The sequence below is a fragment of the Leisingera aquaemixtae genome (assembly GCF_006740765.1).
GTDB lineage: Bacteria > Pseudomonadota > Alphaproteobacteria > Rhodobacterales > Rhodobacteraceae > Leisingera > Leisingera aquaemixtae.
On record NZ_CP041159.1, the window covers coordinates 203,907 to 229,239 of the forward strand.

Annotated in this window: 26 protein-coding genes and 1 tRNA gene; 14 read left to right on the top strand and 13 right to left on the bottom strand. The window is 63.6% G+C overall.

What is annotated here, in order from left to right:
* Window positions 1-15: 15 nt before the first annotated feature.
* Window positions 16-423: a universal stress protein gene (locus R2C4_RS02820; protein ID WP_058286377.1), complete on the bottom strand. Its 408-nt coding sequence runs from the start codon at window positions 421-423 to the stop codon at window positions 16-18.
* 105 nt (window positions 424-528) lie between these two features.
* Window positions 529-852 (bottom strand): antibiotic biosynthesis monooxygenase family protein, encoded by a 324-nt coding sequence (locus tag R2C4_RS02825; RefSeq protein ID WP_027236446.1) that lies wholly within the window; start codon window positions 850-852, stop codon window positions 529-531.
* Window positions 853-1,007: 155 nt separating this feature from the next.
* On the opposite strand from R2C4_RS02825, the gene R2C4_RS02830 reads away from it, so the two are divergent.
* Window positions 1,008-1,667: a hypothetical protein gene (locus R2C4_RS02830; RefSeq protein WP_141889506.1), complete on the top strand. Its 660-nt coding sequence runs from the start codon at window positions 1,008-1,010 to the stop codon at window positions 1,665-1,667.
* Window positions 1,668-1,694: 27 nt separating this feature from the next.
* Window positions 1,695-2,186, top strand: a complete 492-nt coding sequence (locus R2C4_RS02835) for a HugZ family pyridoxamine 5'-phosphate oxidase (RefSeq protein ID WP_141889507.1) — start codon at window positions 1,695-1,697, stop codon at window positions 2,184-2,186.
* On the opposite strand, the gene R2C4_RS02840 is transcribed toward R2C4_RS02835, so the two are convergent.
* From R2C4_RS02840 to R2C4_RS02850, 3 genes are all read right to left on the bottom strand, one after another.
* A complete protein-coding gene (locus R2C4_RS02840; protein ID WP_141889508.1) occupies window positions 2,183-4,468 on the bottom strand; it encodes a glycosyl hydrolase family 28-related protein in 2,286 nt (761 codons plus the stop codon). The two genes, R2C4_RS02835 and R2C4_RS02840, sit on opposite strands and share 4 nt — an antisense overlap.
* A gap of 142 nt (window positions 4,469-4,610) precedes the next feature.
* Window positions 4,611-4,967, bottom strand: coding sequence for a DUF4864 domain-containing protein (locus R2C4_RS02845; RefSeq protein ID WP_141889509.1), 357 nt, complete (start codon window positions 4,965-4,967; stop codon window positions 4,611-4,613).
* Window positions 4,968-5,145: 178 nt separating this feature from the next.
* On the bottom strand, window positions 5,146-6,789 hold the full coding sequence (locus tag R2C4_RS02850; RefSeq protein WP_141889510.1) for a lysine--tRNA ligase: 1,644 nt from the start codon (window positions 6,787-6,789) through the stop codon (window positions 5,146-5,148).
* Window positions 6,790-7,041: 252 nt separating this feature from the next.
* Here R2C4_RS02850 and R2C4_RS02855 point away from each other — a divergent pair, with 252 nt between their 5' ends.
* Window positions 7,042-7,464, top strand: coding sequence for a tellurite resistance TerB family protein (locus R2C4_RS02855; protein WP_058286381.1), 423 nt, complete (start codon window positions 7,042-7,044; stop codon window positions 7,462-7,464).
* A gap of 64 nt (window positions 7,465-7,528) precedes the next feature.
* Here R2C4_RS02855 and R2C4_RS02860 read toward each other — a convergent pair whose 3' ends face one another.
* On the bottom strand, window positions 7,529-8,026 hold the full coding sequence (locus R2C4_RS02860; protein ID WP_058286382.1) for a lactoylglutathione lyase family protein: 498 nt from the start codon (window positions 8,024-8,026) through the stop codon (window positions 7,529-7,531).
* Window positions 8,027-8,127: 101 nt separating this feature from the next.
* On the opposite strand from R2C4_RS02860, the gene R2C4_RS02865 reads away from it, so the two are divergent.
* Window positions 8,128-9,018 carry a LysR family transcriptional regulator gene (locus R2C4_RS02865; RefSeq protein ID WP_141889511.1) on the top strand — a complete coding sequence of 297 codons (891 nt, stop codon included), beginning with the start codon at window positions 8,128-8,130 and terminating at the stop codon, window positions 9,016-9,018.
* 15 nt (window positions 9,019-9,033) lie between these two features.
* On the opposite strand, the gene R2C4_RS02870 is transcribed toward R2C4_RS02865, so the two are convergent.
* Window positions 9,034-9,756 carry a GNAT family N-acetyltransferase gene (locus tag R2C4_RS02870; protein ID WP_141889512.1) on the bottom strand — a complete coding sequence of 241 codons (723 nt, stop codon included), beginning with the start codon at window positions 9,754-9,756 and terminating at the stop codon, window positions 9,034-9,036.
* Window positions 9,757-9,880: 124 nt separating this feature from the next.
* The gene (gene dacB / locus R2C4_RS02875; RefSeq protein ID WP_141892018.1) at window positions 9,881-11,365 is read right to left on the bottom strand and encodes a D-alanyl-D-alanine carboxypeptidase/D-alanyl-D-alanine endopeptidase; all 1,485 of its coding nucleotides are present in this window, start codon (window positions 11,363-11,365) and stop codon (window positions 9,881-9,883) included.
* 132 nt (window positions 11,366-11,497) lie between these two features.
* Here dacB and R2C4_RS02880 point away from each other — a divergent pair, with 132 nt between their 5' ends.
* Window positions 11,498-12,304 (top strand): DMT family transporter, encoded by an 807-nt coding sequence (locus tag R2C4_RS02880; protein ID WP_244940769.1) that lies wholly within the window; start codon window positions 11,498-11,500, stop codon window positions 12,302-12,304.
* On the opposite strand, the gene R2C4_RS02885 is transcribed toward R2C4_RS02880, so the two are convergent.
* On the bottom strand, window positions 12,284-12,898 hold the full coding sequence (locus R2C4_RS02885; protein ID WP_244940770.1) for a nicotinate-nucleotide adenylyltransferase: 615 nt from the start codon (window positions 12,896-12,898) through the stop codon (window positions 12,284-12,286). The two genes, R2C4_RS02880 and R2C4_RS02885, sit on opposite strands and share 21 nt — an antisense overlap.
* Window positions 12,899-13,324: 426 nt before the next feature.
* Here R2C4_RS02885 and R2C4_RS02890 point away from each other — a divergent pair, with 426 nt between their 5' ends.
* Entirely contained in the window at window positions 13,325-14,161 is an 837-nt protein-coding gene (locus R2C4_RS02890; RefSeq protein ID WP_141889515.1) for a DUF3800 domain-containing protein, read from the top strand.
* A gap of 29 nt (window positions 14,162-14,190) precedes the next feature.
* Here R2C4_RS02890 and uvrB read toward each other — a convergent pair whose 3' ends face one another.
* On the bottom strand, window positions 14,191-16,389 hold the full coding sequence (gene uvrB, locus R2C4_RS02895) for an excinuclease ABC subunit UvrB (RefSeq protein ID WP_141889516.1): 2,199 nt from the start codon (window positions 16,387-16,389) through the stop codon (window positions 14,191-14,193).
* Window positions 16,390-16,595: 206 nt separating this feature from the next.
* On the opposite strand from uvrB, the gene R2C4_RS02900 reads away from it, so the two are divergent.
* Both R2C4_RS02900 and R2C4_RS02905 read left to right on the top strand, forming a co-directional pair.
* Window positions 16,596-16,907: an ETC complex I subunit gene (locus R2C4_RS02900; protein ID WP_058286387.1), complete on the top strand. Its 312-nt coding sequence runs from the start codon at window positions 16,596-16,598 to the stop codon at window positions 16,905-16,907.
* A gap of 102 nt (window positions 16,908-17,009) precedes the next feature.
* On the top strand, window positions 17,010-17,651 hold the full coding sequence (locus R2C4_RS02905) for an alpha/beta family hydrolase (RefSeq protein WP_141889517.1): 642 nt from the start codon (window positions 17,010-17,012) through the stop codon (window positions 17,649-17,651).
* A 31-nt stretch (window positions 17,652-17,682) separates the two neighbouring features.
* On the opposite strand, the gene R2C4_RS02910 is transcribed toward R2C4_RS02905, so the two are convergent.
* Window positions 17,683-18,621 carry a LysR family transcriptional regulator gene (locus R2C4_RS02910; RefSeq protein ID WP_141889518.1) on the bottom strand — a complete coding sequence of 313 codons (939 nt, stop codon included), beginning with the start codon at window positions 18,619-18,621 and terminating at the stop codon, window positions 17,683-17,685.
* An 83-nt stretch (window positions 18,622-18,704) separates the two neighbouring features.
* Between R2C4_RS02910 and R2C4_RS02915 the strand changes: the two genes are divergently transcribed.
* From R2C4_RS02915 to R2C4_RS02925, 3 genes are all read left to right on the top strand, one after another.
* The gene (locus tag R2C4_RS02915; RefSeq protein ID WP_141889519.1) at window positions 18,705-19,643 is read left to right on the top strand and encodes a PhzF family phenazine biosynthesis protein; all 939 of its coding nucleotides are present in this window, start codon (window positions 18,705-18,707) and stop codon (window positions 19,641-19,643) included.
* Window positions 19,644-19,843: 200 nt separating this feature from the next.
* Window positions 19,844-20,368 (top strand): GNAT family N-acetyltransferase, encoded by a 525-nt coding sequence (locus R2C4_RS02920; protein ID WP_141889520.1) that lies wholly within the window; start codon window positions 19,844-19,846, stop codon window positions 20,366-20,368.
* Window positions 20,369-20,403: 35 nt separating this feature from the next.
* Window positions 20,404-20,480: transfer RNA gene (locus R2C4_RS02925), tRNA-Arg, on the top strand.
* A gap of 77 nt (window positions 20,481-20,557) precedes the next feature.
* On the opposite strand, the gene R2C4_RS02930 is transcribed toward R2C4_RS02925, so the two are convergent.
* Window positions 20,558-21,717, bottom strand: a protein-coding gene (locus R2C4_RS02930; protein WP_141889521.1) for an IS3 family transposase whose coding sequence is annotated in 2 segments (ribosomal slippage) — window positions 20,558-21,459 and window positions 21,459-21,717 — 1,161 coding nt in all. Because the reading frame shifts where the segments join, the coding sequence is not laid out codon by codon here.
* A gap of 329 nt (window positions 21,718-22,046) precedes the next feature.
* The gene (locus tag R2C4_RS02935) at window positions 22,047-22,517 is read right to left on the bottom strand and encodes an Lrp/AsnC family transcriptional regulator (protein ID WP_141889522.1); all 471 of its coding nucleotides are present in this window, start codon (window positions 22,515-22,517) and stop codon (window positions 22,047-22,049) included.
* 171 nt (window positions 22,518-22,688) lie between these two features.
* Here R2C4_RS02935 and R2C4_RS02940 point away from each other — a divergent pair, with 171 nt between their 5' ends.
* The 3 genes from R2C4_RS02940 to R2C4_RS02950 are packed head-to-tail and all read left to right on the top strand — an operon-like array spanning window position 22,689 to window position 25,038.
* Complete coding sequence (locus tag R2C4_RS02940) at window positions 22,689-23,435, top strand: YqcI/YcgG family protein (protein ID WP_141889523.1); 747 nt, start codon at window positions 22,689-22,691, stop codon at window positions 23,433-23,435.
* The gene (locus R2C4_RS02945) at window positions 23,432-23,767 is read left to right on the top strand and encodes a cupin domain-containing protein (protein WP_141889524.1); all 336 of its coding nucleotides are present in this window, start codon (window positions 23,432-23,434) and stop codon (window positions 23,765-23,767) included. The genes R2C4_RS02940 and R2C4_RS02945 overlap by 4 nt, the downstream gene beginning before the upstream one ends.
* Window positions 23,764-25,038 (top strand): APC family permease, encoded by a 1,275-nt coding sequence (locus tag R2C4_RS02950; RefSeq protein WP_141889525.1) that lies wholly within the window; start codon window positions 23,764-23,766, stop codon window positions 25,036-25,038. Before R2C4_RS02945 ends, R2C4_RS02950 begins: the two co-directional genes overlap by 4 nt.
* Window positions 25,039-25,333: the final 295 nt, after the last annotated feature.

The following is a 25,333-nucleotide window of genomic DNA, read 5'->3' on the forward strand; positions in this document are numbered from 1 at the left end:
GCCGCCGACGCCGCGTCAGCGCACCACATGCACCGCGCAGGCCGCGTGGCGCACCACATGGCCCGACGTCGACCCCCAGAGAAAGTCCTGCATCGACGGGCGGTGCGAGGCGAGGATGATCAGGTCCGGCTTGTTCTGCTCGGCCCAGTCCAGGATGGTGCGGCCGGAATGGCCCTCCACCAGCACGCCCTCGGCGTTGGGCAGGGTCTGCGCCAGCCCGTCCAGCTCCGCCTGCAGCGCCTGGCGGGTGTCTTCCATGAAATCCGCCGGCACATAGGAGATCGCATAGGCCGGGACCTGTTCGATCACATGCAGCAGCGTCACCTTGGCCCCAGGCGCCGAAAGCAGCCGTGCCACTTTTAGCGGCCCGGTGATATCGCGCTCCGGATCAAAGGAAATCGGCACCAGAACGTTATGATACATAGGTCGCCTCCATTGCTTGAAACCTGAGTCAGAGTAGCGGGGCCCGCAGCGCCCTGCCTTGACCCGCGTCAAGGCAGCCGCCGGCCCGCGGGGCGGGGCAGAGGGTTACGAGCCAAAGACCTCCGCCACATCGTACATCACCGGCTCAAAGCTGCGGCACAGCTCATTGATCTTGCGGTTGCGCTCGCGCATTTCCGCGCTGCGCAGCATCGCCATGAAATCCTCCCGGCGGCGCCACTGCGAATAGTTGGCGATGCGGGTCTGGGCGTCATTCACGTGCAGACCGGCCGAAATGAAGCCGGGCTGCTTGGAGATGAACTCGCGATAGGCATCCTCCAGCGCCTCCAGCAGGTCCTGGCAGGTCCCGGGCGTCATCTCGAAGGTGGTGATAACGGTCTGGATATCAGCGGTTTTTGCGATTTTCGGCATTGGCTCCTCCGTTGACTGCCTCCAGCCTACGCCTGTTCGCGGCGAAAGCGCACGGGTTTTTTCGGGCGTGCGCGCATAGAGGTCTTTGGGGGCAGTTAACACAACCTTAACCATAACGCGGAACCGTTGGCGCACGCCAACCCTGAGGCTCCGGGATGAAACCTGCCTTTGCTGCCGCTCTTGCCCTGGCGCTGGCCCAGCCGGCGGCTGGCGGGGCGTGGCTGGAACAGCCGGGCCACGGTTTCGCAGCCGCCAGCGCCGCCTGGCGGCACAGCGGCCGCGCCGCCGCGTATGAGCTGGGCTATTACGGCGCCTTTGGGGTCACGCCCAAGCTGACCCTGGGGGTTGATCTGAACCGGAACGCGGATGTGTCGGGCCATGCGCTGCTCTTTGCCCGGCTGCCCTTGCACACCGGCGAGCGTTCCCGGCTGGCGGTGGAGACCGCGGCGGGCGGCAATCATGACCGGGGCCTGTGGCAGCTGATGCAAAGAACCACCCTGTCCTACGGGCGCGGTATCGAGACCGGCCGCGGATCCGGCTGGCTGGCCATTGATGCCGCGTATGAGCTGCGCAACAGCGGGTTGGACGCGATCTGGAAGCTGGACGCCACCATCGGGCTGAACCGTCCCGGCAAGGCCGCGCCGATGCTGCAGGCCGAGCTGTCCAAGCCGGAGGGCGGGCAGCTTACCTATGCGCTGACCTCCTCGCTGCGCTACCCGCTGAAGCAGAAGCGGGAGCTGATTGTGGGCTTGGAATACCGCCAGGCAGGCCAGCGCAGCCTTGGCCTGAAACTGGGCTTGTGGCAGAAGTTCTGAACCCTGCGCCAAACTCAGGAGGTGCCCATGCCCGCGCCCGTCCGCCCCGCCGATGACGATGCCCGCCAGCTGGCGCAAAGCCTGATGGCAGAGGCCCGCTTTGCCGCGCTTGGGGTGCTGCTGGAGGAGGGCACCCCGCTGGTCACAAGGGTGGCGTTCGGCCTGGATCCGCAGGGCGGGCCGGTCAGCCTGATCTCGGACCTGGCCCAGCACACCCGCGCGCTGCGCCAGACCCCGGCCTGCTCGCTGCTGGTGGGGGAGCCGGGCGGCAAGGGCGATGCGCTCAGCCATCCCCGCCTCAGCCTGATCTGCCGGGCGGACTTCCTCGGCCGCCAAAGCCCGGAGTACGGCCCGCTGGCCGCGCATTACCTGCGCCGCCAGCCCAAGGCCAAGCTGTATCTGCAGCTGGCCGATTTCAGCTTTGTCCGGTTCCGGGTGACGGCGGCCTATCTGAATGGCGGTTTCGGCAAAGCCTTCCATCTTGACGCCGCCGATCTGCAGCCGCCGCCCCGGCCCTAGGCGTCCATCCTCAGCAGCACCTGAACCTCGCCCTTCAGCGCCTCCTGCCAGCGCAGGCGGATTTCGTCGTTATTGGCGCCCTGCTGGGTATCGCAGTAGGGCATGCTGTAGCGGGTGCTGTTGCCGCCGGTGCGCACCGGCCCCTGCGGCACCACGCTGTCGACATAGCGCGCGTAGCCCTGAAACGGCAGCTGCCCATTGGCCCTGACCGCCCAGGACGACGACGCCGAGGACTGATTGTGCCGTACCCGCAGGGGGTTGGCTGTATGGGTGGTGACGTTGTGGTACATGTTGCCCTCGAACACCACATCATTGGCGCGGGAGAAATTCAGGTCCGAAAAACTGGTATCAACCCGTTCCGCCCGGTCGATACTGCCGTTGAGCGAGCGGAACTTGTTGCCGGTCACCGACAGCCCGTTCAGGTAATGGCCGCTGCCGTAGGGTTTGATCACGATATAGCTGAACCAGGGCGCCACGTCGCCGGACAGGAACACATTCGCGGTCACCGACAGCGCGCTGAAGGAGAAGCCGGTGGTGAAGTCCGGCGCCGGGTCGCGCTCGTTGGTCCATTCGATAAAGCAGTTGTCGATGTAATTGTCCGACACGGTGGTGGTGCAGTTGTTGGCAGCCAGCACCAGCCCGGCAGAGCGGACCCCGTTCGCCACGTTGTCGCCCTGAAAGAAATGATTGCCCGTTACCGTGTTGTTGGCGCCTGCCAGCAGGGCGAAATGGCGGAACTTGGTGGCCCGGTTGCTGCGCAGCTTGGCATCATTGGCGTTCACGTTCAGGCCGATGCTGACGCGGTCTTCCACATCCAGCGGATCTTCTGCCGACAGGAACTGGCAGTTGTCGACCAGAATCCCCTGGCAGCCGGTCCCGGTCGAGGTGATGCCGCGGTCCTTGGGCCGCGAGAAAAAGCAGCCGTCCAGCGAGAACACCGAGCCCGAGGGCGCCAGCCGCAGGGCGCTGCAGCGGGCATTGCACTGGAACTCGATGCCTTCCATGCCGAATTTGCTGAGCGCGCTGAAGCCGCTGAAATCCACCAGATACTTGAAGTCGCGGAAGGTGAAGGTCTGGGTGCCCGCCGCATCAAACAGCGGTGCGGTCAGCGTCAGCTCGCCGGCGCCGGTGTTCTTGGACTTTACATAGATCTCGCGGCCGACCCCGGCGCCCTCCACCAGGGAGCCGACCTTGATGTTGGCGATATTGGCGACATTGGTCAGCCTGGTGGACCGCGAGGGGCTGTAGGTCGCCTGGGAGGTGACGGTGCCGGTGTCCCAGGCGGCGCTGCTGGCGGCCTCCAGCTGGCCGTTGCGGATGATCCGGCGGGTGGCATAGGAGGTCTTGTTCGGCACCGCCGCCTGCATGTCCAGCGGCGCGGTCACGGTGATTTTGCGGCCCTTCAGGTCCAGCGATTCATGGTCCACGTTGTTGAGCAGCGCCTGAAACGCCTTCTTGAAGCCCAGTTCCTCGTCGCCGAAGGCCGCCGCGTAAGAGGGGAAATCGAAGTTCTTCGTCAGCAGCAGCATCTGGCTGGCGGGCATCGACACGGTGCCTTCAAACACCGCTTCGTGGCTCAGCGACACGGTGCTGGCGAGGTGGAAGTCCCCCGCGGGGACCAGGATGCGGCGCCCGGCGGCGGCGGCATCGGCGGCCTCGAACGCTGCGGTGCAGTCGGTGCTGCCATCGCCCACCGCGCCATAGTCGGTCACGTCCACCACGCTCAGCATTTTACGCAGGAAGGCGCTGGTGATGTCGGTGATCTCGATATCGTCGATCCGCACGACACCGCCGTTGGCGCCAGTGAGGTCGAGCCCGAAATGGCCATAGGCGGCGGTGCGGCCCCAAGGCATATCCACGCCGGGGCGGTCGCCGCTGCCGACGATGCCGGTGACTTCGAGCACCCTGCCGTATTGGCTGAGCGCATACTGCATCCCGGATTCGGACACGCCGCCGATGTGGCTGCCGCCCGCCGCCGCGGCCCAGCCGGCCACGCGGACCGCGGGCAGCGCGCCGCTGACGGCCTTGATTCGCACCTTGATCTGCAGGTAGCAGCCCGGCTCCAGCGGCGTCTGGCCCATGAAGCGCAGCTTCTGGATGTTCTCGGTCTTCTGGATCTCCAGACAGCCGCCGAAGTCCGCATCCGCCGCCACAAAGACCGCGTTGGCGGCGCCGTCATAGGTGTCCGAGCCGGGGGTGCCGTTGCCGCTGGACCAGACATTGAGACCCTCCGCAAAGGCGGGGGGCATCAGCTGCAGACCGTCGGTGATTGCCTTGTTCATGGAAGTACCCTTTCCTGCTGCGCATCTCGCGTTCGGGGAAAAGGAAGTACAGGAGCGGCGTTAAAACCTGCCAAGCGGTGCGTACGCTGCCCTGCCGCCAGGCGCGTTCATCCTGTCCTTAAAGAAGGTGTAGCGCGTTGATTTACCGAGAGATTTTCAGATTAACCATTTGGTAATAAAGGGGGTGCACGGCGCCGTTTCGGCCGGGGACCATCGGCCGCCGCCACAGGCAGCCCGCCGCCGCGCGCTGGGCAGGATAGCGTGCCCCGGCCGGGCGGCAGACCATTGGAGCGCCCCGGCGCACCATCCGGGCGACCCGTTCCGGGGGGCCGGAAATCCGCCGGATGTTCGGGCAGGCGTAAGTGAGCGCCGTCTCAGCATCATTGATCAGGAGGATCTCAAACTGAGAGCCGGTCACGGCTGCGACCGGCTCTCTCTGGGCTAAGACCGGGAAGGTCAGAAGAAAAACACTTACCCCCGCAAACAGAACACTGCGCATCTGCCAGACCCGGACCGTTTCTTAATGTTAGGACAAGGTGACGCTGCGTCAAAACGTTTTTTGCGATCTGATAATTTTATTGCGCAAAGAAAGGCCGCAGGCCGCTGTGCGCGGCGGGGCTGAAAACAATAAAGGGCGCGGAAAACCGCGCCCTAACTGATTGTTATTTATTGCAGGCTCAGGCCAGCTCGCCCGCCAGCGCCTTTTCGATCAGGGCGATGGTGTCCTCGACCCCGTAAAGTGCGATGAAACCGCCGAAGCGGGGGCCTTGGGAGGCGCCCAGCAGCACCTCGTAGATTGCCGAGAACCAGGCGCGCAGCGGCTCGAATCCGTGGATCTTGCCGATGGCGAAGACCACGGACTGCAGGAATTCCTCATCCGCGAAATTGGCCTCGGGCAGCGGGTCGGTGCTGCCTGCGATCTCGTTCTTCTTGGCAATCGCGGCCAGCGCGGCTTCCGGCGATTTCAGCGCATCCGCCAGATCCTGCAGCGCCGCGCGCTCCTGATCGGTGGGCAGGCGGAAGGTTTTTGCCGGTTTCACGAAGTCGTTGAAGTACCGCACCGCAAAGCCCGCGGCCTGATCCATGCCCGGATGGGTGTCGGGGGTGGCGTTGGGGGCGTATTTGTTGATGAAGCCCCACAGGGTCGCCTTGTCCTCGGCGCTGGAGGCGGAGGCGAGGTTCAAGAGCATCGAGAACGGCACCACCATATCTGACTGCGGAACGTCGCCGCCGTGGATGTGCCAAACCGGGTTGTTCAGCTGCGTCTTCAGGTCCTGGGTGCGGTAGGCGCGCAGCTGCTGGTGGTATTCGTCCACCGCCTTGGGGATCACGTCGAAATGCATCCGCTTGGCGGTCTTGGGCTTCTGGTACATGAAATACGCCAGGCTCTCGGTCGAGGCGTAGGTCAGCCATTCGTCGATCGAGACGCCGTTGCCGGAGGATTTGGAGATCTTCTGGCCGTTTTCATCGAGGAACAGCTCATAGGTGAAATGCTCCGGCGCGGGCACGCCCAGCACCCGGCAGATGCCGTCATAGATCGGCGTGTTGGTGGAGTGGTCCTTGCCGTACATCTCGAAATCGACTTCCAGCGCGGCCCAGCGGGCGCCGAAATCGGGCTTCCACTGCAGCTTCACGTTGCCGCCGGTCACGGGCAGGGTCCATTCCTTGCCGTCCTCGTCGTCGAAGGTGACGGTGTAGGTCTCGGTGCAGACCTTCTTCATCGGCACATAGAGCACGCGGCCGGTTTCCGGGTGGATCGGCAGGAAGATCGAATAGGTCTGGCGGCGCTCCTCGCGCAGGGACTTCAGCATGATCGCCATGATGTCGTCGTATTTGTCGACGGCGCGCTTCAGGATCTCGTCGAACTGGCCGGAACGGTAGAATTCGGTGGCCGAGTAGAACTCATACTCGAACCCGAACGTGTCCAGGAACCGGCGCAGCATGGCGTTGTTGTGATGGCCGAAGCTTTCGTGCGTGCCGAACGGGTCCGGCACCGAGGTGAGCGGCTTTTGCAGGTGTTCGGCCAGCGCCTCCTGGTTGGGCACGTTGCCGGGCACCTTGCGCATCCCGTCCAGATCGTCCGAGAAGCAGATCAGCCGGGTCGGGATGTCCGAGATGGTCTCGAACGCCTTCTTGATCATGGTGGTGCGGGCGACCTCGCCGAAGGTGCCGATGTGCGGCAGGCCGGAGGGGCCATAGCCGGTCTCGAAGAGGACATAGCCCTTTTCCGGCGCGCCCTTGGCATAACGTTTGAGAACCCGGCGGGCTTCTTCAAACGGCCAGGCTTTGCTCTTCAGAGCTTCTTCGCGCACATCAGACATCATGTTCTCCATCGGCGGCGGTTGCGTCAGTTCTTCGGGGTGCCGCATGATCTGCCCGGATACCCTATGTATCCGGCCCTTCCCTCTATTGTGCCGATGCAGCATGAGTCAATAATGCCAGCCCCGCCACAGCCGGGATTTGCGGCGTTGCGCCGCGCAAAAACCGGCGCTTGGGCACAGCCTGTTATTGAACCTCCCCGCGGGCGTACCTATCCTGTCGGAGTGAATACTGCGCAAATAAGGATTTCGTCCATGAGTGAGCAAACCCCGCATCCGATGACCCCGCAGGACTGCCTTGTGGCCCTGATGGTGGCGGTCTCGGCCTCGGACGAAAACATCCGCACCGCGGAGCTGGTCAAGATCCAGTCGGCGGTCAACATGCTGCCGGTCTTTGCCGACTATGACATCGACCGGGTGAGCCGGGTGTCGCGCACCGTGCTGGACCTGTTCGAGCAGGAGGACGGGCTGGAGGCGCTGTTCGGCCTGGTCCGCGATGACCTGCCGGAGCGGCTGTTCGAGACTGCCTATGCGCTGGCCTGCGATGTCGCCGCTGCCGATGGCATCCTGGGCGAGACCGAGCTCGAGTTTCTGGCCGAGGTCCGCTATGAGCTGAACATCGACCGGCTGCACGCCGCCGCGATCGAGCGCGGTGCGCGTGCCCGCCATATGGTCTGAGTGCCGCCTGAGGCTTCAGACAGAGCGGCGTTGCCCGGGGCAGGGACCCGGGCAATGCGTGGCGTCAGCTGTAGGCGCCGGCTGAATAGGTCAGCTCATAGCTGTGGCTGTAGAGCTCGAAGATGATCCCGAACGGATCCTCCACATAGACCATGCGGTAGGGCTTTTCGCCGGGGAAATATTCCCGCACCGGCATCCGCTGCTTGCCGCCGGCGGCGACGATCTTTTCCAGCAGCCCTTCGACGTCCGGGTCCTGCACGGCAAAATGAAAGGTGCCGTGCTTGCGGTACTGGAAGTTGTCCTGCGGCGCTTCGTTGCCGTCAAATTCGAACAGTTCGATGCCGATGCCGTCCGCGGTGGACAGATGCGCGATGCGCAGGCGGGTCCAGCCGGGGCCGAACACATCGGTGCACATCTGCCCGATGGCGCTGTCGTCCTCGGTCACTTCGCTGGGCTGCATCAGCACGTAGAACCCCATGACGTCCGCGTAAAACTTCACGGCCGCGTCAAGGTCCGGCACCGACAGGCCGATGTGCGAGAAGGTTCTGGGCGTGGTGGTCATCTTTGGTCTCCTCATGCTTGGGATGACAGAAAGGTAGACACTCGCCCCTCTCCTGTGAAATTATCATTTCATATGGAAATGATAATATGGCGTAATGGTCCGTGCTGAACGCCACCTGGCTCGAAACCTTCACGACGCTGGCTGAGACCGGCCATTTCACCCGCGCGGCGCAGCGGCTGAACATGACCCAGCCGGGTGTCTCGCAGCATCTGCGCAAGCTGGAGGCGCAGCTGGGCCAGAGCCTGATTGCACAAGACGGCAAAAGCTTTTCGCTGACCCCGGCGGGGGAGGCGGTGCGGGCGCTGGGGCAGGCGCGCCGCGATGAGGAACGGCGCTTGCGAGAGGCGATCGCCACCGACAGCCCCGATGCCGGAGAGGTGCGGATCGCCTGTTCCGGCAGCTTTGCAACGCTGCTGTACCCCCGCATCCTGGCGCTGCTGGAGACCGCGCCGGACCTCACCGCGCATCTGGAAGCGGCGCCGCAAGCGGCGATAAAGCGCGGTCTTCTGGAGGGGGCGTTCGATCTGGGCATTCTGGACCACGACCCGGGCCACCCCCGGCTGGAGGCGGAGCATCTGGGGGAGGAGGAGCTTTGCCTTGTGCTGCCTGTCCGGGATGCGGGTGCGGAGATCACGTTCGACGCTTTGGAGGCGCGCGGCTTTGTCGCCCATCCCGATGGCTTTGCCCATGCGGATGAGCTGCTGCCGCTGAACTTTCCGGAGGCCTATCAGGGCGCTGACCGGCTGCGTGTGCGGACCTATGTCAACCAGATCGGCCAGATCCTGGACCCTGTCGCGCGCGGCATCGGCTATACGCTGCTGCCGCGCAGCGGGGTTGAGGCCTATGCGCAGCGGGGCCTGCTGGCGGTGGTCCCGCTCCAGAGGCCGCGCCGTCACGGGCTTTGGCTTACCTGCCGCAAAGGCCGCCCGCTGAGCGCGCGGCTGAAGCGGATGCAGCGGCTGGCGCAGGAGGTGGCGGCGGCGCTGGGGTAGCGGCGCCCTTGCCGCTCAGGTCCCGGCCTGCGCCGCCCTGAGCCGGGCCAGAGACTGCTTCTGCCGGCCGTCTGCATCGAAATTTGCGGGATCGAGCCAGGCCGTGAAAGCCGCCTCCAGCTGCGGCCACTCGCTGTCCAAAATTGAATACCAGGCGGTGTCGCGGTTGCGGCCCTTATAGACGATGGCCTGGCGGAACAGCCCCTCATAGGTGAAGCCAAGCCGCTCCGCCGCGCGGCGGGAGGGGGCGTTCAGCGCGTCGCATTTCCATTCATAGCGGCGGTAGCCCAGGTCGTTGAACACCCGCGCCATCATCAGATACATCGCCTCGGTCGCGGCGCGCGTTTGCTGCAGCGGTGGGGCGAGGGTGATGCCGCCCACCTCGATGACGCCGTGTTCCGGCTGAAGGCGCATATAGCTGGCGACGCCCTCTGCCTTGCCGCTGGCGCCGTTCACGATGGCAAAGCAGGGCTGCGTATCCGCGCCGCTGTTGGCCTCGACCCAAGTGAGCAGCGCCTCGGGGCCGGCAAAGGGGCCATAGGGCATATAGGTCCAGACCGCATCGCTGCGGTCCTGCCGGAACGCCGCGAACAGATCGGCGCTGTGGCGGTCCGCCTCCAGCGGCTCAACCCGGCAATAGCGCCCTGCCATGCCGGTGTGTCCGGGCGCGCGGGCACCGGTCCAGTTCGGCAGCGGCGCGCCAATGGGCTGGCCGTGTCCGTTGAAGAAATCCGTCATCAGGGCGTCCTTTGCAAAGCTCTGCCGCGGTGTCCGCGCACCGCCGCCTTGCCTGGATCTGCCATGCTGCTGGTCTGGGCGGAACGTCCAGTAACGGGTAATTTTCCCAGACCAGTTCCGGCTGTCAGCTGCCGTAAACGGCGCTCCAGCGCTCGATCAGCTGCTGCTGCAGCTGCTTGGCGCGCCGGTTCCAGCCGCGGGCGCCCTGGGGGCGTTCGCGCTCGGCGCGGGGGATGCGGGCGCGCTTTTTCAGATCCGCGGTGAAGATGGTGAAGGCCAGTTCGGTGCCGTCGGCCGCGGTCATGAAGCCGCCGAGGCCCGAGACGAAGTTCAGCGTGCCGGTCTTGGCGGCGACCTTGATCGGGTGGTTTTTGACCGGGCGGCCGTTGGCATCGCGCAACTGGAATGATTTCAGAAGCGGTTTCAAATGGCCGGCCTTGTAGGCCGCCACCAGCGCGCCCGTGAGGTCTGCCGGGGTCATCCTGGACTCTTCACCCAGGCCGGAGTGATCCACCAGCCGGGTGCCGGACATGCCGTATTTTTCCCCCGCCCAGCGGTTCATCTCCGCGGCGGAGGCCTTGAGCGACGCCGGCCGCCCGCTGCGCGCGGTGCTGGCGGCCATGCCGATCATCTCGGCCATCAGGTTGTTGGAGAATTTCAGCATCGCCTTCAGCATCACGTCCATCGGCGGGCTGTGATGCTGCGCCAGCAGCTGCGCCTGGGGCAGCGATCTGGCGGGTTTCGCCTGGGGCAGGGCGATGCCGTTGGCCCGCGCCAGGGTGCGGAACACGTCGCCTGCGTAGGCGCCCGGATTGCGCACCGGCAGCCAGCGCGAGCCGCCCTTGCCCAGGGCCTTGCTGGCCACGGTCCAGTGGTCGGTGCCGGATTTTTCGGCATAGGTGTAGACCGGCACCGCGCGGGAGGCGATCTGCATTTGCGAGGTGGCGACCTCGGGGCGGTATTTCTCGGTGCGGGCGTCCATGGTGACAGCCCAGCCGCTGGCGGCGCGTTTCCACTCGAAATGGACCCGGTTGAAGTTCAGCGCAATGCCGGAGACCGCAGGCGAATAGCCCACGTGATCGGGCTGCTCCGGGTCGATGGCGGGCACCTGCGGCAGCGCGCCGTCCCAGACCAGGAACCTGCCCCGCACCTCGCGCACGCCGGCGGTTTTCAGCGCCTTGGCCAGCAGCGCCAGATGGTCTGTGTTCAGCATCGGATCGCCGCCGCCTGCCAGGATCAGATCGCCGCCCACCACGCCGCCGGCGACGCCGCCGGTGGCCAGAAGGCGGGTGTCGAACCGGTGGCCCGCCCCCAGCACATCCAGCGCATAAAGCGCCGTCAGCGCCTTGGCGACGCTGGCCGGCGGCAGGGCCTCGCCGCTGCCGGACGCCTCCAGCAGCTTGCCGGTTTTCACATCCGCAACCGCACAGACCGCATGGCCCGGCAGTTTGGCCCGAGACAGCAGCGCCTGCAGCCCGTCGGCGCCGGCCGCCAGAGAGCTGACCTTGCGCGCAACGGGGCGCAGCGACACGGCAGGCGCATTGGCCAGGGCAGAAGAGCCCGCCAGTGCGGCAAGCCCGGAAAGAAGGAACGTCCGGCGTGAAGTCATCGTGCTCATATTTAAGGTGCGGACCCGCTCTTCCTCAATACCCGATCCCCGCCGCTGCGCCGCAAGGTCCGGGGTTTTGCCCCATCAAAAGTCCTGCTACCGCTGGCAGCCATGTTTCAGGCAGTCATCCTCATGTTTGCGGCCATGTCAATGATCCCGGCGGGCGATCTGTGCGGGAAGCTGCTGACCGGCAGCGGGCTGGCGACGCCGGCTTTTGTGGCCTGGTCGCGGTTTTCGATCGGTGCCGCGCTGATCCTGCCCTTTGTGCCGCGCCGGGCGTTCACGCTGCTGGGCGACTGGCGGCTGTGGCTGCGGGCCGGGCTGCTGAGCGGCGGCATCTTTTCGATCCAGATGGCGCTGATGACAGAGCCGCTGGCCAATGTCTTTGCCGCCTTCTTCATCGGTCCGGTGGTCAGCTATGTGCTGTCGGTGCTGCTGCTGCGGGAGCAGGCGACGGTGCCGCGCAGCCTGCTGATGGCGCTGGGATTTCTCGGCGTGCTGATGGTGGTGCGGCCGGGGGCCGGCGGGTCGGTCAACCTGTTGTGGGCGGTGCTGGCGGGCTGTTTCTACGGCGGGTTCCTGACCAGCTCGCGCTGGCTGGCGGGGGTGGGCTCGCCGCTGGAACTGAGCCTGACGCAATTGCTGCTGTCGGCCTGCCTGATGCTGCCCTTGGGCCTTGCCAGCCTGCCGGAGTTCTCAGCCCCGACTGCGGCGCTGACGGTGGGGAGTGCCGCGTTTTCGATGCTGGGCAACCTGCTGCTGCTGTTTGCCTACGGGCGGGTGCAGGCGGTCAAGCTGGCGCCGATGGTCTATTTCCAGCTGGTGGCGGCCGTCGGGCTGGGCTGGGCGGTGTTCCGCCAGCTGCCGGATGCCTGGACCTGGGCCGGGCTGGCGGTGGTGCTGAGCGCCGGTCTGGCCTCAGCCCTGCTGCGCCGCTGACCATTCGCCGCGGGCGCGCAAGGCGGTCGAGCTGACATCCACCATCGGCAGGTTGACGAAACACCAGGCCGGGCTGTCCGCCCGCGCCAGCAGCTGGCTTTCGCTGCCTTTCAGCATCGCGTGGCGGTAGATCCGGGCCGCGGGCGAAAACCGGGCCGAGATCCGGTCGCCGGGCCGGGCCAGCACCCCCACCGGCACCGTGTCCAGGATCTGCTGCCAGTCCTTCCAGCGGTGGAAATGGGTGAGATTGTCGGCCCCCATCAGCCAGACGAAGCGCACGCCGGGATGGCGGCGGCGCAGGTGGCGCAGGGTCTGGGCGGTATAGCGGGTGCCGAGGTCCGCCTCGATGCCGCTGACATGGATGCGCGGGTGCTGTATGAGGCCGCGGCTGGCGCTGATCCGCCGCTCCAGCGGGGCAGGCTGGCGCGCCTTCAGCGGGTTGCCCGGGGAGACCAGCCAGAACAGGTGGTCCAGCCCGAAGCGCTTGAGCGCGGCATGGGAAATCGCCGCGTGGCCCCGGTGCGGCGGGTCAAAGGACCCGCCCAACAGCCCGACGCTCTGGCCCGGGCGGATATGCGGCAGCTTGCAAATCATGAGGAGCTTGATGCGCATAAATTTCCGGGGAGTTCAATTGCCGGATGTGTGCAGAGGGCCTGCGGCGGGTGGCGGATTGGGTGAAACCGGCCGGCGGAGACGGATTCTAAACCGGCCTGCGGAGACGGATTCTCCGGTGCGCAGGAGGCGCGGATGGACTTTTGGCCGGGTTTGGTTTTGGAGGTGTGAATGAAAAGGGGTTTCGCTGAGAAACTTTGTTTATTGATAGATGGTTAATTCGGTTTCCCTGGCTTTGTGGAGCCTGTCGCACGGCAAAACCGCGCTTCGCGCACGCTTCTCCCGCCCCTTGGGCGGGTGTTGGGGACTTTCTCGGCGGGGGAGTTTTCAGATTTTTAATCTCCTTTGGCTTGCAGGTCTTCGGGAGCGAAGCTACGCATTGGGAAAACCATTATAAGGCCCAAGCTTATGAAATTCCTCTTTCTTGATGATACTAAACAACGCCGATGCCCACGCGAAGGTATGAACGACCTAATTGGTGTTGGCGGAGTAGTAATCGATGCGGAAGCACTACGCACACTTGAGGCAAATTTAGAAGCACTTATGAGGGAAAGCGGGTTCCCTGATGGAGCAATTTTCAAGTGGTCTCCACGCCGTACAGATTGGATGTACGAAAATTTACAGGGTAACGACCGAACACAATTTGTGAACGCAGCTTTGGAGCTTTGTCTTCAAGCAGAGGCAAACTTTCTGGTTGCTGTCGTTGAAACAGAAAGGCGATTCGCCACGGAAAATGCCGAAGATCATGAGACAGATGCATTGAACCTCGCACTTGAACGCTTTGACACATTTTTGGGTGACGAGCATGGTGTGGTGTTCGTAGCTAAGCCATCTGGAGGGCCCGCTGATGAGGAAAGATTGTTGGCGGATTGCGTGGAACTTCGGAGAAATGGCACGGGCTTCGTTGACTTCGAAAGCTTAGCTATGAATGTTGTGACAATTCCATTTAGATTGTCACGAGTTCTGCAATGTGCAGACTTAGTGGCTGCAATCACTGTATCGATGGTGGCTGGGCAAGTTCGATATGCAGACAATCATTTCGAAACTATTAGAGCAGGGTTCCTGCAAAATCGCCGAGGGCAAATTGGAGGAACGGGTTTGAAAATCCATCCGGATTATATCTATGCAAATTTGTACCACTGGCTGTTGGGGGATCAATACTTAGTTCGCGGAAACGCTGGGACACAATTCCCGATTCAAAGGCGAGCATTTGCCCAGTCAGCTGATGAAAGGTTGCCTGATTGAGGGGAGGGTGCTCTTCCCTCCCCAATGAATCAAGAAAACTTCTTCTGCGATTTGCCCCGGTACGCCCGCGTCCCCGCCTTGCCCGCCGTTGACCGCCCCCGTGATTTGACGGCGGCCTCGGACGCGGCCTCCACCGCCGACTGCCGCGCCAGCGGGTCGTCGGAGATGGCGAGGTCCACCGCCTCCAGCCGTTTGATCTCGTCGCGCAGGCGTGCGGCTTCCTCGAATTCCAGGTTCTCCGCCGCCTTGCGCATCTCGTCGCGCAGGCCGTTCAGATGCGCCTCCAGGTTGGCGCCGTGCATCGGCTTGCCGATCTGGGCGGTGACGCGGTTCATGTCCACGTCGCCCTCGTAGAGGCCGGCAAGCACGTCTTCGACGTTTTTCTTCACCGTCTCCGGCGTGATTCCGTGTTCGAGGTTGTAGGCGATCTGCTTTTCCCGGCGGCGGTTGGTCTCGCCCAGGGCGCGCTCCATCGAGCCGGTGATCTTGTCGGCATACATGATGACGCGGCCCTCGGCGTTGCGGGCGGCGCGGCCGATGGTCTGGATCAGCGAGGTCTCTGAGCGCAGGAAACCCTCCTTGTCCGCATCCAGAATGGCGACGAGGCCGCATTCGGGGATGTCGAGCCCCTCGCGCAGGAGGTTGATGCCGATGAGCACGTCGAAGGCGCCAAGGCGCAGGTCGCGCAGGATCTCGATCCGCTCCAGCGTGTCGATGTCGGAGTGCATGTAGCGGACCTTGATGCCCTGTTCGTGCAGGTATTCGGTCAGGTCCTCTGCCATGCGTTTGGTCAGCGTGGTCACAAGGGTGCGGAAGCCGTCGGCGGTGACCTTGCGCACCTCATCCAGCAGGTCATCCACCTGCATCGAGACCGGACGGATTTCGACCTGCGGGTCCAAGAGACCGGTGGGGCGGATCACCTGTTCGGTGAAGACGCCGCCCGCCTGCTCCAATTCCCACGCCGCCGGGGTGGCGGAGACGAAGACCGACTGCGGGCGCATGGCGTCCCATTCCTCGAACTTAAGCGGGCGGTTGTCCATGCAGGAGGGCAGGCGGAAGCCGTGTTCGGCGAGGGTGAACTTGCGCCGGTGGTCGCCCTTGTACATGCCGCCGATCTGGGGGACGGAGACGTGGGATTCGTCGGCGAACACGATGGCGTTGTCGGGGATGAATTCGAACAGGGTCGGGGGCGGCTCGCCGGGGGCGCGGCCCGTCAGGTAGCGGGAGTAGTTCTCGATCCCGTTGCAATGGCCGGTCGCCTCCAGCATCTCCAGGTCGAAATTGCAGCGCTGTTCCAGCCGCTGCGCTTCCAGCAGCTTGCCCTCGCCGACCAGCTGGTCGAGGCGCATCTTCAGCTCCTGCTTGATCGAGATGATGGCCTGATTCAGCGTCGGCTTCGGCGTCACGTAGTGGGAATTCGCATAGATGCGGATCTGGTCGAAGCTGCCGGTCTTTTCGCCGGTCAGCGGGTCGAATTCGGTGATCTGCTCCAGCTCCTCGCCAAAGAAGGAGAGTTTCCAGGCGCGGTCCTCCAGGTGGGCGGGGAAGATTTCCAGCGTGTCGCCGCGGACCCGGAAGGAGCCCCGCTGGAAGGCCTGGTCGTTGCGCTTGTACTGCTGGGCGACCAGATCCGCCATGATCTGGCGCTGGTCGTACATTTCGCCCGCTTTCAGGTCCTGGGTCATGGCGGAGTAGGTTTCGACCGAGCCGATGCCGTAGATGCAGGACACGGACGCGATGATGATGACGTCATCGCGTTCGAGCAGGGCACGGGTGGCGGAGTGGCGCATCCGGTCGATCTGCTCGTTGATCTGGCTTTCCTTCTCGATATAGGTGTCGGAGCGCGGCACATAGGCCTCCGGCTGGTAGTAGTCGTAGAAGGAGACGAAGTATTCGACCGAGTTCTCCGGGAAGAAGCCCTTGAATTCGCCGTACAATTGCGCCGCCAGCGTCTTGTTGGGGGCAAGGATGATCGCCGGGCGCTGGGTCTCCTCGATCACCTTGGCCATGGTGAAGGTCTTGCCGGTGCCGGTGGCGCCGAGGAGCACCTGGTTGCGCTCGCCCTCCAGGACGCCCTGCGACAGTTCCTTGATCGCGGCCGGCTGGTCGCCTGCCGGATCGAAGGTGGTGTTCATGACAAACCGCTTGCCGCCCTCCAGCTTGGGCCGCTGCTGCGGCGCCCGCTGGGTCATCATCGGCATGGACTTGTCGGAATGGGCATAGGGCATCGGGCGACTCCGTTTGGGACCGCGCTGATTTTGGTCTGTTTTTGTTCTTGTTCAAGGGGGCATCAGGGCCTGATGCGGCCAAACGCCTGTGGCAGCAGGGCAAAACCGTCGAAATACGCTGCATTTGCTCCCTTGCTGCAGCCGCATATCCGGCGCATAAATGCGCAACTTCGAGATTCACAGGTTGAGACACCAGGAGACAGCCCATGCAAGCGCGGATTTACCGGCCAGCACGCAATGCCATGACCTCGGGCATGGCGAAGACGCGGAGATGGGTCCTGGAATTCGCGCCCGCCAGCGCCCGCGAGGTGGATCCGCTGATGGGCTGGACCTCCTCCAGCGACACCCAGAGCCAGGTCAAGCTGCGCTTTGACAGCAAGGAAGCGGCGCTGGAATATGCCAAGGACCATGGCATCGAGGCGCTGGTCGTCGAGCCCAAGCAGCGCAAGCCCAACATCCGCCCGGGCGGCTATGGCGACAATTTCGCCACCAACCGCCGCGGCCCCTGGACCCACTGAGGCCAGCGCCGCAGTTGAAGCGGCTGCCGGGCTGCGGAAACGCGCTGGGCCGGTGCCCGGGACTGTGGGTCTTGTTTCTTCGGGGCAGCGGGGGCGCGCGCGATGTCTGAACCCAAGTTTCTGCTGAACGGTGATGCGCCGGGCGGCGCGACGCTGCTGCTCGCCCACGGGGCCGGGGCGGCGATGGACACGCCCTTCATGACCGCGATGGCAGAGGCGCTTGCCGCCCGCGGGCTGCGGGTTGTCCGGTTTGAGTTTGCCTATATGGCGGGCCGGCGCAGCGGCGGGCCAAAGCGGCCGCCGCCGAAGATCGAGCTGCTGCAGGAGGAATTCCGCACTGCCATCGAGGCGCTCGCCTGCGGCGGTCCGCTGTTCATCGGCGGCAAATCCATGGGCGGCCGGGTTGCCAGCCTGATTGCAGATGATCTTTGGGCGCAGAACCGGATCCGCGGCCTGGTCTGCCTTGGCTACCCGTTTCACCCGCCGAACAAACCCGAACAGCTGAGGACCGCGCATCTGGCCGGGCTGAAAACCCCGGCGCTGATCTGCCAGGGCACCCGCGACCCGTTCGGCACCCAGGCGGAGGCCGCGTCTTATGACCTGTCCGATGCGGTCTCGTTTTTCTGGCTGAGCGACGGCGACCACGACCTGAAGCCGCGCAAAAGGGTGACCGGGCTAACGCAGGACCAGCACCTGGAGACTGCGGCTGAGGAAATTGCCCGCTGGGTCAAGGCGGCGGATTGAGCGCCTGGCACCAGCCCGCGGGCGCGCGCCGTTACGGCAGTTTGAACAAGGCGGCCTGCTGTTTGCGCATCTTTGCAATCTCGGCCTGCAGCCAGCCGCGCAAGGCCTGATACCCCTCGGTTGCGGCATTGGCCGGTGTGGTGACCAGCCAGTAGCGGGCGCGGGATTTGACCGGCGCACCGGCGGCTTCCAGAAACCCGGCCTCCAGGTCATGTTCCACCAGCAGGCTGCGGCCCAGGGCAATGCCCATGCCGCTGATGGCGGCCTGAATGGCCAGGTCGGCGCGGGCAAAGGGATTGATCGACCGCTCAAAGCCGAAGTCCCAGCCGCAGGCGGTGAAATAGGCCTGCCAGCTGAACCCGGTGCCGTCGCTTTCGCCGGAACGGTCGACCAGCAGCCGCGCTCCGGGCTGCTGGCAATAGTCTTGCAAGGCCTGCGGCCCCAGATACCCCGGGCGGCAGACCGGCAGCAGCATAGCCTGCAGCAGCGGCTCTGAATGCAGGCCGGGGTAGGGGCCCATGCCATAGCGGATCGCGGCCTTGGCCTCGCCCGCGTGCAGGTCGGCCAGGCGGTCATCCACGTCGACCAGCAGATCCAGGCCGCTGTCCTGCGCGCGCTGCAGGGCGGGCACGATCCATTTCATGGCAACCGACGACGGCACCGACAGCCGCAGGCTGCGGCTGGTCTTGAGGTCCTGCAGCCGCAACAGCGCCGCTTGCCAGATCCCGCCGCTTTGCTGCGCCGCGCCGCAGACGATGCGGCCGGCCTCCGTCGGGGTGATCCGGCGGGTGGTGCGGTCGAACAGGGGCACCCCAAGGGCCGCCTCCAGCGCCTTGATCCGGTGGCTGACCGCGGATTGCTCCACCCCCAGCCGCTGGGCAGCCCGGGTGAAGTTCTGTTCTTCCGCAATGGCCTCCAGCAGGGGGGCGCTTTGCAGCAGTCTGGGGAGAAGGCTGTCAGGGTCATTCATGAATACTGATCATAGTTATATCAGTATAACAGGCACAAGAGTTCGATCATGCTGATGAGAGTTCATGAAAAGGAGTTCGCAGCATGACCCGCAATACCGCATCCGTCACCGCCCGTATCGTCAATGGCTTTGTCACCCGCCGCGGCACCGGCGCGCACGTGCAGGCAACCGGCGGCAATCCGGCCGGGGTTGTTCTGGACGCCGATGGCCTCAGCGGCGCGCAGATGCTTGAGATCGCGCAGAAGGTCGGGCTGTCGGAGACCGCCTTTGTCTCGCGCTCCCGCAGCGAAGGCTTCAAGCTGGATTTCTTTACCCCGGCCCGGCGCATCGCCCATTGCGGCCACGCGACCATCGCAGCCTTCAGCTATCTGGCCGAACTCGGCCGGGTGGCGGAGGGGGAAACCTCGAAGGAAACCGTCGACGGCCCGCGCAAGATCATCATCCGCGATGGCGCGGCCTATATGGAGCAGCTGGCGCCGCGGTATGAGGCGGCCGCCGATTGGGCAGACCGCGGCGTCCGGGCGGAGGATGTGCTGGCCGCGCTTGGTCTGGACGAGGACAGCCTGGACCCGCGGTTTGCCCCGGTGCTTGCAAATACCGGCAACAGTTTTGTGCTGGTGGCGGTCAGGGACGCCGCTGTTCTGGCGGCCATCCGGCCCCGGCTGCCGCAGATCGAGGCGATCAGCGAGGCGCTGGATCTGATCGGGTTTTACGTGTTCACAACGGATCCCGCGGCAACCGCTGCCGATGCCACAACGCGCATGTTCGCGCCTCGCTATGGCATTGCTGAGGAGTCGGCCACCGGCATGGCCGCCGGGCCGCTGGCCTGCGCGCTTTATGATCATCTTGGCGTTCGCAAGCCCAGGCTGATGATCGAGCAGGGCCACTTCATGGTGCCGGCGTCCCCCAGTGAAATCACCGTTGAGCTGGGGCTGGAGGCCGGGCGGATCACCGGCCTGATGGCGGGCGGGTCCGGCGCGGTGATGCAGGAACTGGAGATCAGCCTGCAAGAGCGGGCCTGAGGCCCGCGGCGGATGCCTTTTCGGGTTTCATGCGCAGGTTTTCCGGACCATTGCGGCCCCGCGCGGCGGTCCGGTTTCTAAGCGGCTAAGCGCCGGGAAAATTTCTTTCCCCGATAGTAAACAGCGGATAGGGTTCGTGTCAGGCTGGCGCGCGCTGCGCCGTCTGCTTGCGATGATCCAGGTCAAGATGTTGAGGCGAAATGGCTGACCCACAGCACCAAATTAGCCCGGAAGGCGCCAGCGTTCCGGTGTCCGGTATCGAAATCAGCCCGGCCAGCCCGGCAGAGCCGGAGGCCGCCGCGATGATCCGGCGGCATCTGTCGCAAATGGCGGCGCAGTCGCCGGAGGACAGCTGCCATGCGCTTGACGGCAGCGGGCTGGAAGAGCCCGGGGTGCAGTTTTTTCTGGCGCGCAGGGACGGCCAGGCTGTTGCCATGGGGGCGCTGAAATCCCTGGGCGGCGGCGCGCGGGAACTGAAGTCGATGCACACGCTGGCGGAGGCCCGCGGCAGCGGGGCAGGGCGGGCGATGCTGGATTTCCTGCTGGCCTTGGCCCGCCGTGAAAACGCCACCGGAATCTATCTGGAAACCGGCTCCACGGACGACTACCTGCCGTCGCGCCGCCTGTATGAATCCTTTGGCTTTGTGCAATGCGGGCCGTTTGCGGACTATGGCGAAGATCCCTGGTCGGTCTTTATGCACCTGGACCTGCGCGCCGCGGCTTGACCCCCGGCACGAGCCTGTCATAACTGGCGCCACGCGGTCCCTTAGCTCAACTGGATAGAGCAGCTGACTTCTAATCAGCAGGTTGAGGGTTCGAGTCCTTCAGGGATCGCCATCTTCACAGTTTTTTGCTGCCAATGAGGCACAATCTTGCACGCTTTGGGGGTGACCTGCCCCCCGCTGGTCCCTCGTTCATGAGGAGAGTCTGCGGGTTTGGTTTTGGTAATCGTCGGTCTCGGGCTTGGCAAGCGCGGCAGGCGCGGAGCCCTCAAATAGCTCAAGCGCCTGCCGCGCTTGCATTGGCGTTCTGTTCCCCAGCGAAGAATGCGGCCTGACGTTGTTGTAATCGTAGCGCCACAGCGCCAGCTTGCGGCGGGCATCGTCCAGGGTATCGAACAGCTCTTCATTGAGAAGCTCGTCCCGCAGGCTGCCGTTGAATGACTCGATAAAGGCATTCTGCTGCGGTTTTCCGGGGTCGATGTAATGCCAATCCACCCCGTTCCTGTCGGCCCATTTCAGGATTGCCTGGCTGGTGAATTCCGTCCCGTTGTCGCTGACAATGCAAGCGGGTTTTCCGTAGATCCGGACGAGCGCGTCCAGCTCCCGGGCAACGCGCTCTCCTGAAATGCTGGTGTCTGCCGCCAGGCACAGGTTTTCCCGGCAGCAGTCGTCATTCACGGCCAGGATGCGAAACTTCCGCGCCGCGCCGAAGCTGTCTGCCAGGAAATCCAGGGACCAGCGCTGGTTGGGCTGTGTGGCTTCGGGCATCGGCGTTCTCGAGCCCCGGGCGCGTTTGCGGCCCCGCCGCCGTTTCACTGCAAGACCCTCCTCCCGGTAGAGGCGGTAAAGCTTTTTGTGGTTCATGATCATGCCTTTTCGCTCAAGCAGCACGCCGATCCGCCGGTAGCCGAACCGGCGGCGTTTGCCAGCGATCTCCTTCATCTCCTGGCGGATCTCAGGATGGTCCGGCGGGCGTTCGCGCCGGACCGTCTTGGGGTCGACACCGACAAGCCGGCAGGCCCTGCGCTGCGAGATGTCATGATCCCGCATTGCATTGAGCGCTGCCTCTCGCCGCTCTTTCGGTGTCGTCAGCTTTTTCCCAGCAGGTCTTTCAAAACCACGTTGTCGAGCATCGTGTCTGCCAGCAGCCGCTTCAGCTTGGCATTCTCATCTTCCAGCGCTTTCAGCCGCGCCGCCTCCGATACCTCCATGCCGCCATACTTGGACTTCAGCTTGTAAAAGGTCGCCGGGCTCAGCCCATGCCGGCGGCACACCTCCGCCGTCGGCATCCCGGCTTCCTGCTCTTTGATCATCCCGATGATTTGCGCCTCGGTGTAACGGCTCTTACGCATTCGTCTGCTCCTACATAGGTTGGGCAGACTCTACATCATGGTGAGGGATTTCGCGGGGGGCAGGTCAGGGGCTATCCTGCACCCCCTGTGGCAAGCAGACCGTGCCTGGCGAGGCTAAGCGTGCCTGCCGCCTGGCGCAAAGCAGGGCAAAACAGCGCAAAGACAGCTCTTGAAATGGCCCTTCGGTGGGTCCTGATGGGCCAAGGCGCCGGCCGCACCTGAAATGACTGGGTATTGCGCCGCCCTATGGCCGGAAATTGTACTGCCACTGTCAGCCGCAACGCAAAACCTTCTGCCGGTCTGCTCGACAGCGGCCGTTGAGGGGTTCGTCAGACGTCCGCCTCGACGTCGCGCCGCGAATTGGATCGCGGATCGCGCCACGTTGTCAGGATCGAATTTGTGTACATTGTTTGAACCAGCGGGTGCCTCGCAACACTGTTGCGCACGTTCTCAACAGCTTCCACATCCTTGGCCTCCACAAGCACCATCATGTCGATATCGGAGGATGAGATGCTCCACGCGCCTAGGATCTCGTCGTGCTTCTGCAAGTCGGCAAACAGCTGCCTGCAGTTTGGCGCGACCAGGCGGATATTGAAGACTGCTCTGAAAGGTTGCGAGGTGAATTCCGCGTCCTCCGCAAGCTCAATCGTGAACCGTTTGATGATCTTCTTGTCGACCAGGCGGTCGATCGTCTCTTTGACCTTCTTGCGCGACGCGCCGAGCTCTGAGGCAATGTCAGAGACTGAGGCCCGGCTGTTTTCGCTCAGAAGGCGAATAACTTTTCTCTGAAATCCATCCATAGGTCATACAGTTTCTGCGCAATTGACTGTGCCTAAGCCCAAACTGAAACGTCTTTTCCCAATATGCATCTATCTGGGAACAGTCTGGGCGTTCATATCACAGGCAAGCCTCGAACTACCAGAGATTATCCGCCCTGCGCGAGGCCCAAGCAAAGATATGAGAGACAGTCTATGACCACCAAGATTATCTACAGTCGGGTTGAAATTGACAGCGCATTCGATGCAACGACCTGGCAGAAAAAGATTTTTAACGAGCTGGCGACCAATTTCAGGTCTCGCTCCCGGCTCTTCCCCTGCACCTTTGGCGTCGCCGGTTTCGAAGCGGATCAGCTGCGGTTTGCCTTTTCTGAAAATATGGACCCTGGCGAAGTGTCTGCAGCGCTGAAGTGCTATCTGAAAGACGCCAAATCGTTCGGGAAAAACACCTCCCTGCTCGTGCTGTCGCGTCCGGGTCCGATCCAGAGCCTTGAGCACTACCGCGCGCGCTTCTGGTCAACCCTGGATGGTATCCACCAGACCGATGACACAGAGTGGCCCGAGACCATCCCGGCGCAGATCGACAGCGCGGGATGGGAGTGGTGTTTCGGCGGCGAACAGATCTTTGTGGTCTGCAACACGCCCGCGCATGTCAACCGGCAGTCGCGGCGCTTTTCGAGCTTCATGCTGACGTTCCAGCCGCGGTGGGTGTTCAACGGGATTCTGGACACACGGGAGACCGCCGAGAAAGCCACCTCCAAAATCCGTTCCCGCATTCTGCAATACGACCTGATCAATCCGTCGCAGGATCTGGGCTTGTACGGCGACCCCGACAACCGCGAGTTCGCGCAGTATTTTCTGGATGACGAGAACCGTGCGGCCACCTGCCCGTTTCACAGCTTTACCAAGAAAAACCAAAATGAAGAGGAGAAGGTGGCATGATTTCATCACCTGGAAAATCCGTCGTCGTTCATTCAGCCGCTGCTGATCTGTCGGACTTCAGAGGGCTTGTTGAACGCTGCATGCCGGAACAGGGCTGCGTCGAAGTTCAGAACGACCAGTCCGGCAAGGAGCATTCCTGGCACCAGCACGATACCGACGAGACCATTGTCGTGCTGAACGGGCAGCTCTTGTTTTACTGGGAAGGCGGCGAAGCCGTCTGCAAATCCGGGGATGTGATCGAGCTTCCGAAAGGGGTCAGGCACGGTTCGAAAGCAAGTTTCGGGGATGTGCAGTACCTGATTTCCTTTGCCAATGTGGATTTCGCAAGATGACGGATCTCAAAAAGACGCTGGGCCCGCTGAAAGGGGCGGGCCTGATGCTCAACATCGTCATCGGCGCAGGGCTTCTGAGTTTGCCGGGGCTTGCCTACCAGCAGGCCGCAGAGAACGCGATCTGGGTTTGGGCCTTGTGCGCCCTTGTGGCTCTGCCGCTTCTGTCTGTCTTCATCATCATGGGGGCAAGATTTCCCGATGCGGGAGGTGTGTCCTCCTTCGCGCAGAAGGCGTTTGGCAGATATGCCTATATCGCCAGCTCCTTCATCTTCCTTGGCGCGGTTTCCTTCGGCCTGCCCGCTATCGCACTCACCGGCGGCCATTATCTGTCCGTTCTGGTTCCGGCGGATCCTGCAATTCTGGCAATCGCCCTGCTGCTGATCGCGACCGGAACGCAACTTGCTTCACCGGAGGCGGCGTCAAGGATTTCGGCCATGGTTGCCTCGGCAATCCTGTTCTCGCTCCTGCTGATTGTCGCGGTTGGCCTGTCCGGTATTACAGCTGAAATGCGTGAAGCCCGCGCCTTGAGTGGTCCAACCATCGGATTTTCCCAGCTGAGCGTCCCGTTCATGATGATCTTCTTTGCCTTCACGGGCTGGGAAGTCTCCGCAGGAACGTCCGAGGAGTTCAGAAACCCCAAGAGAGACTTTCCGCTGGCGATGGGCCTGTCGTTCCTGGCCGCTATGGTGCTCTACTTCAGCATGGCCGTGATCGTTCATTTCACACCGATCGAGAGCAATTACGAGGCTGCGTTCTCGTCTATCATGCAGCATCACCTTGGCGTCTGGGGCGGCATTTTGATGTCGGTTCTGGCCGTTGTCATCATCGTGGCAAACCTGATGGGGGCGATCTGGGCCGTTTCGCGGATGCTGTTGTCGCTTTCCCGGGAAAACGTCGTCCCGCTGGATCTTTCCGCAGACGAAACCGGGCGCCCGCTGAAGGCCGTGTTTCTGGTCGTGGCGGTTCTGCTGGCCGTGCTCAGCCTGGATCTTTTCAACATCCTGGCGATTGAAGACATGCTGTCCTTGGCCGGTCAGAATTTCATCATCCTCTTCGCGGTCGCGGCTGGAAGCCTGATGACGCTGACGTCAAGCCTGTTTGAAAAACTGGTGGCGTTAGTCGCGGTGGGGTCTGTCGCTGTGCTGCTGGCACAGCAGGACGCAGCGCTGTTGTACCCGGTGCTTTTGTCCGCTGCCGCTGGGCTGCTTTGGGCAGTCCAGAACAGGGTGAACAAGACGAACATTCGAAACAGCCCGCGCAGCACGGGCTGACGAAAACACCTGGAAGTCTTCCTGATGTGGCGTTCTGCGTCACGAACTGGACCCGGCTGGGAAGGCCGGGTCTTTTTTCTGTGCCGTGTTTCGGGTGCCTAAACGGACGGCTGCGCCCCCTTCCGCCGCCGGAGGCCAGCTTCAGAAGAAAGGGGGGAGAGCTTGCCCCTGATGTTTCCATCAGCGGGCCTTGCGGCGCCGGACGGCTTTGCCTCAGCATTGGCAAAACGGATGCTATCCCCGTCTTTCAACAGGGATAGCGCGGCAGGACAGAGCCTGCTTGGGGAGGAACGGG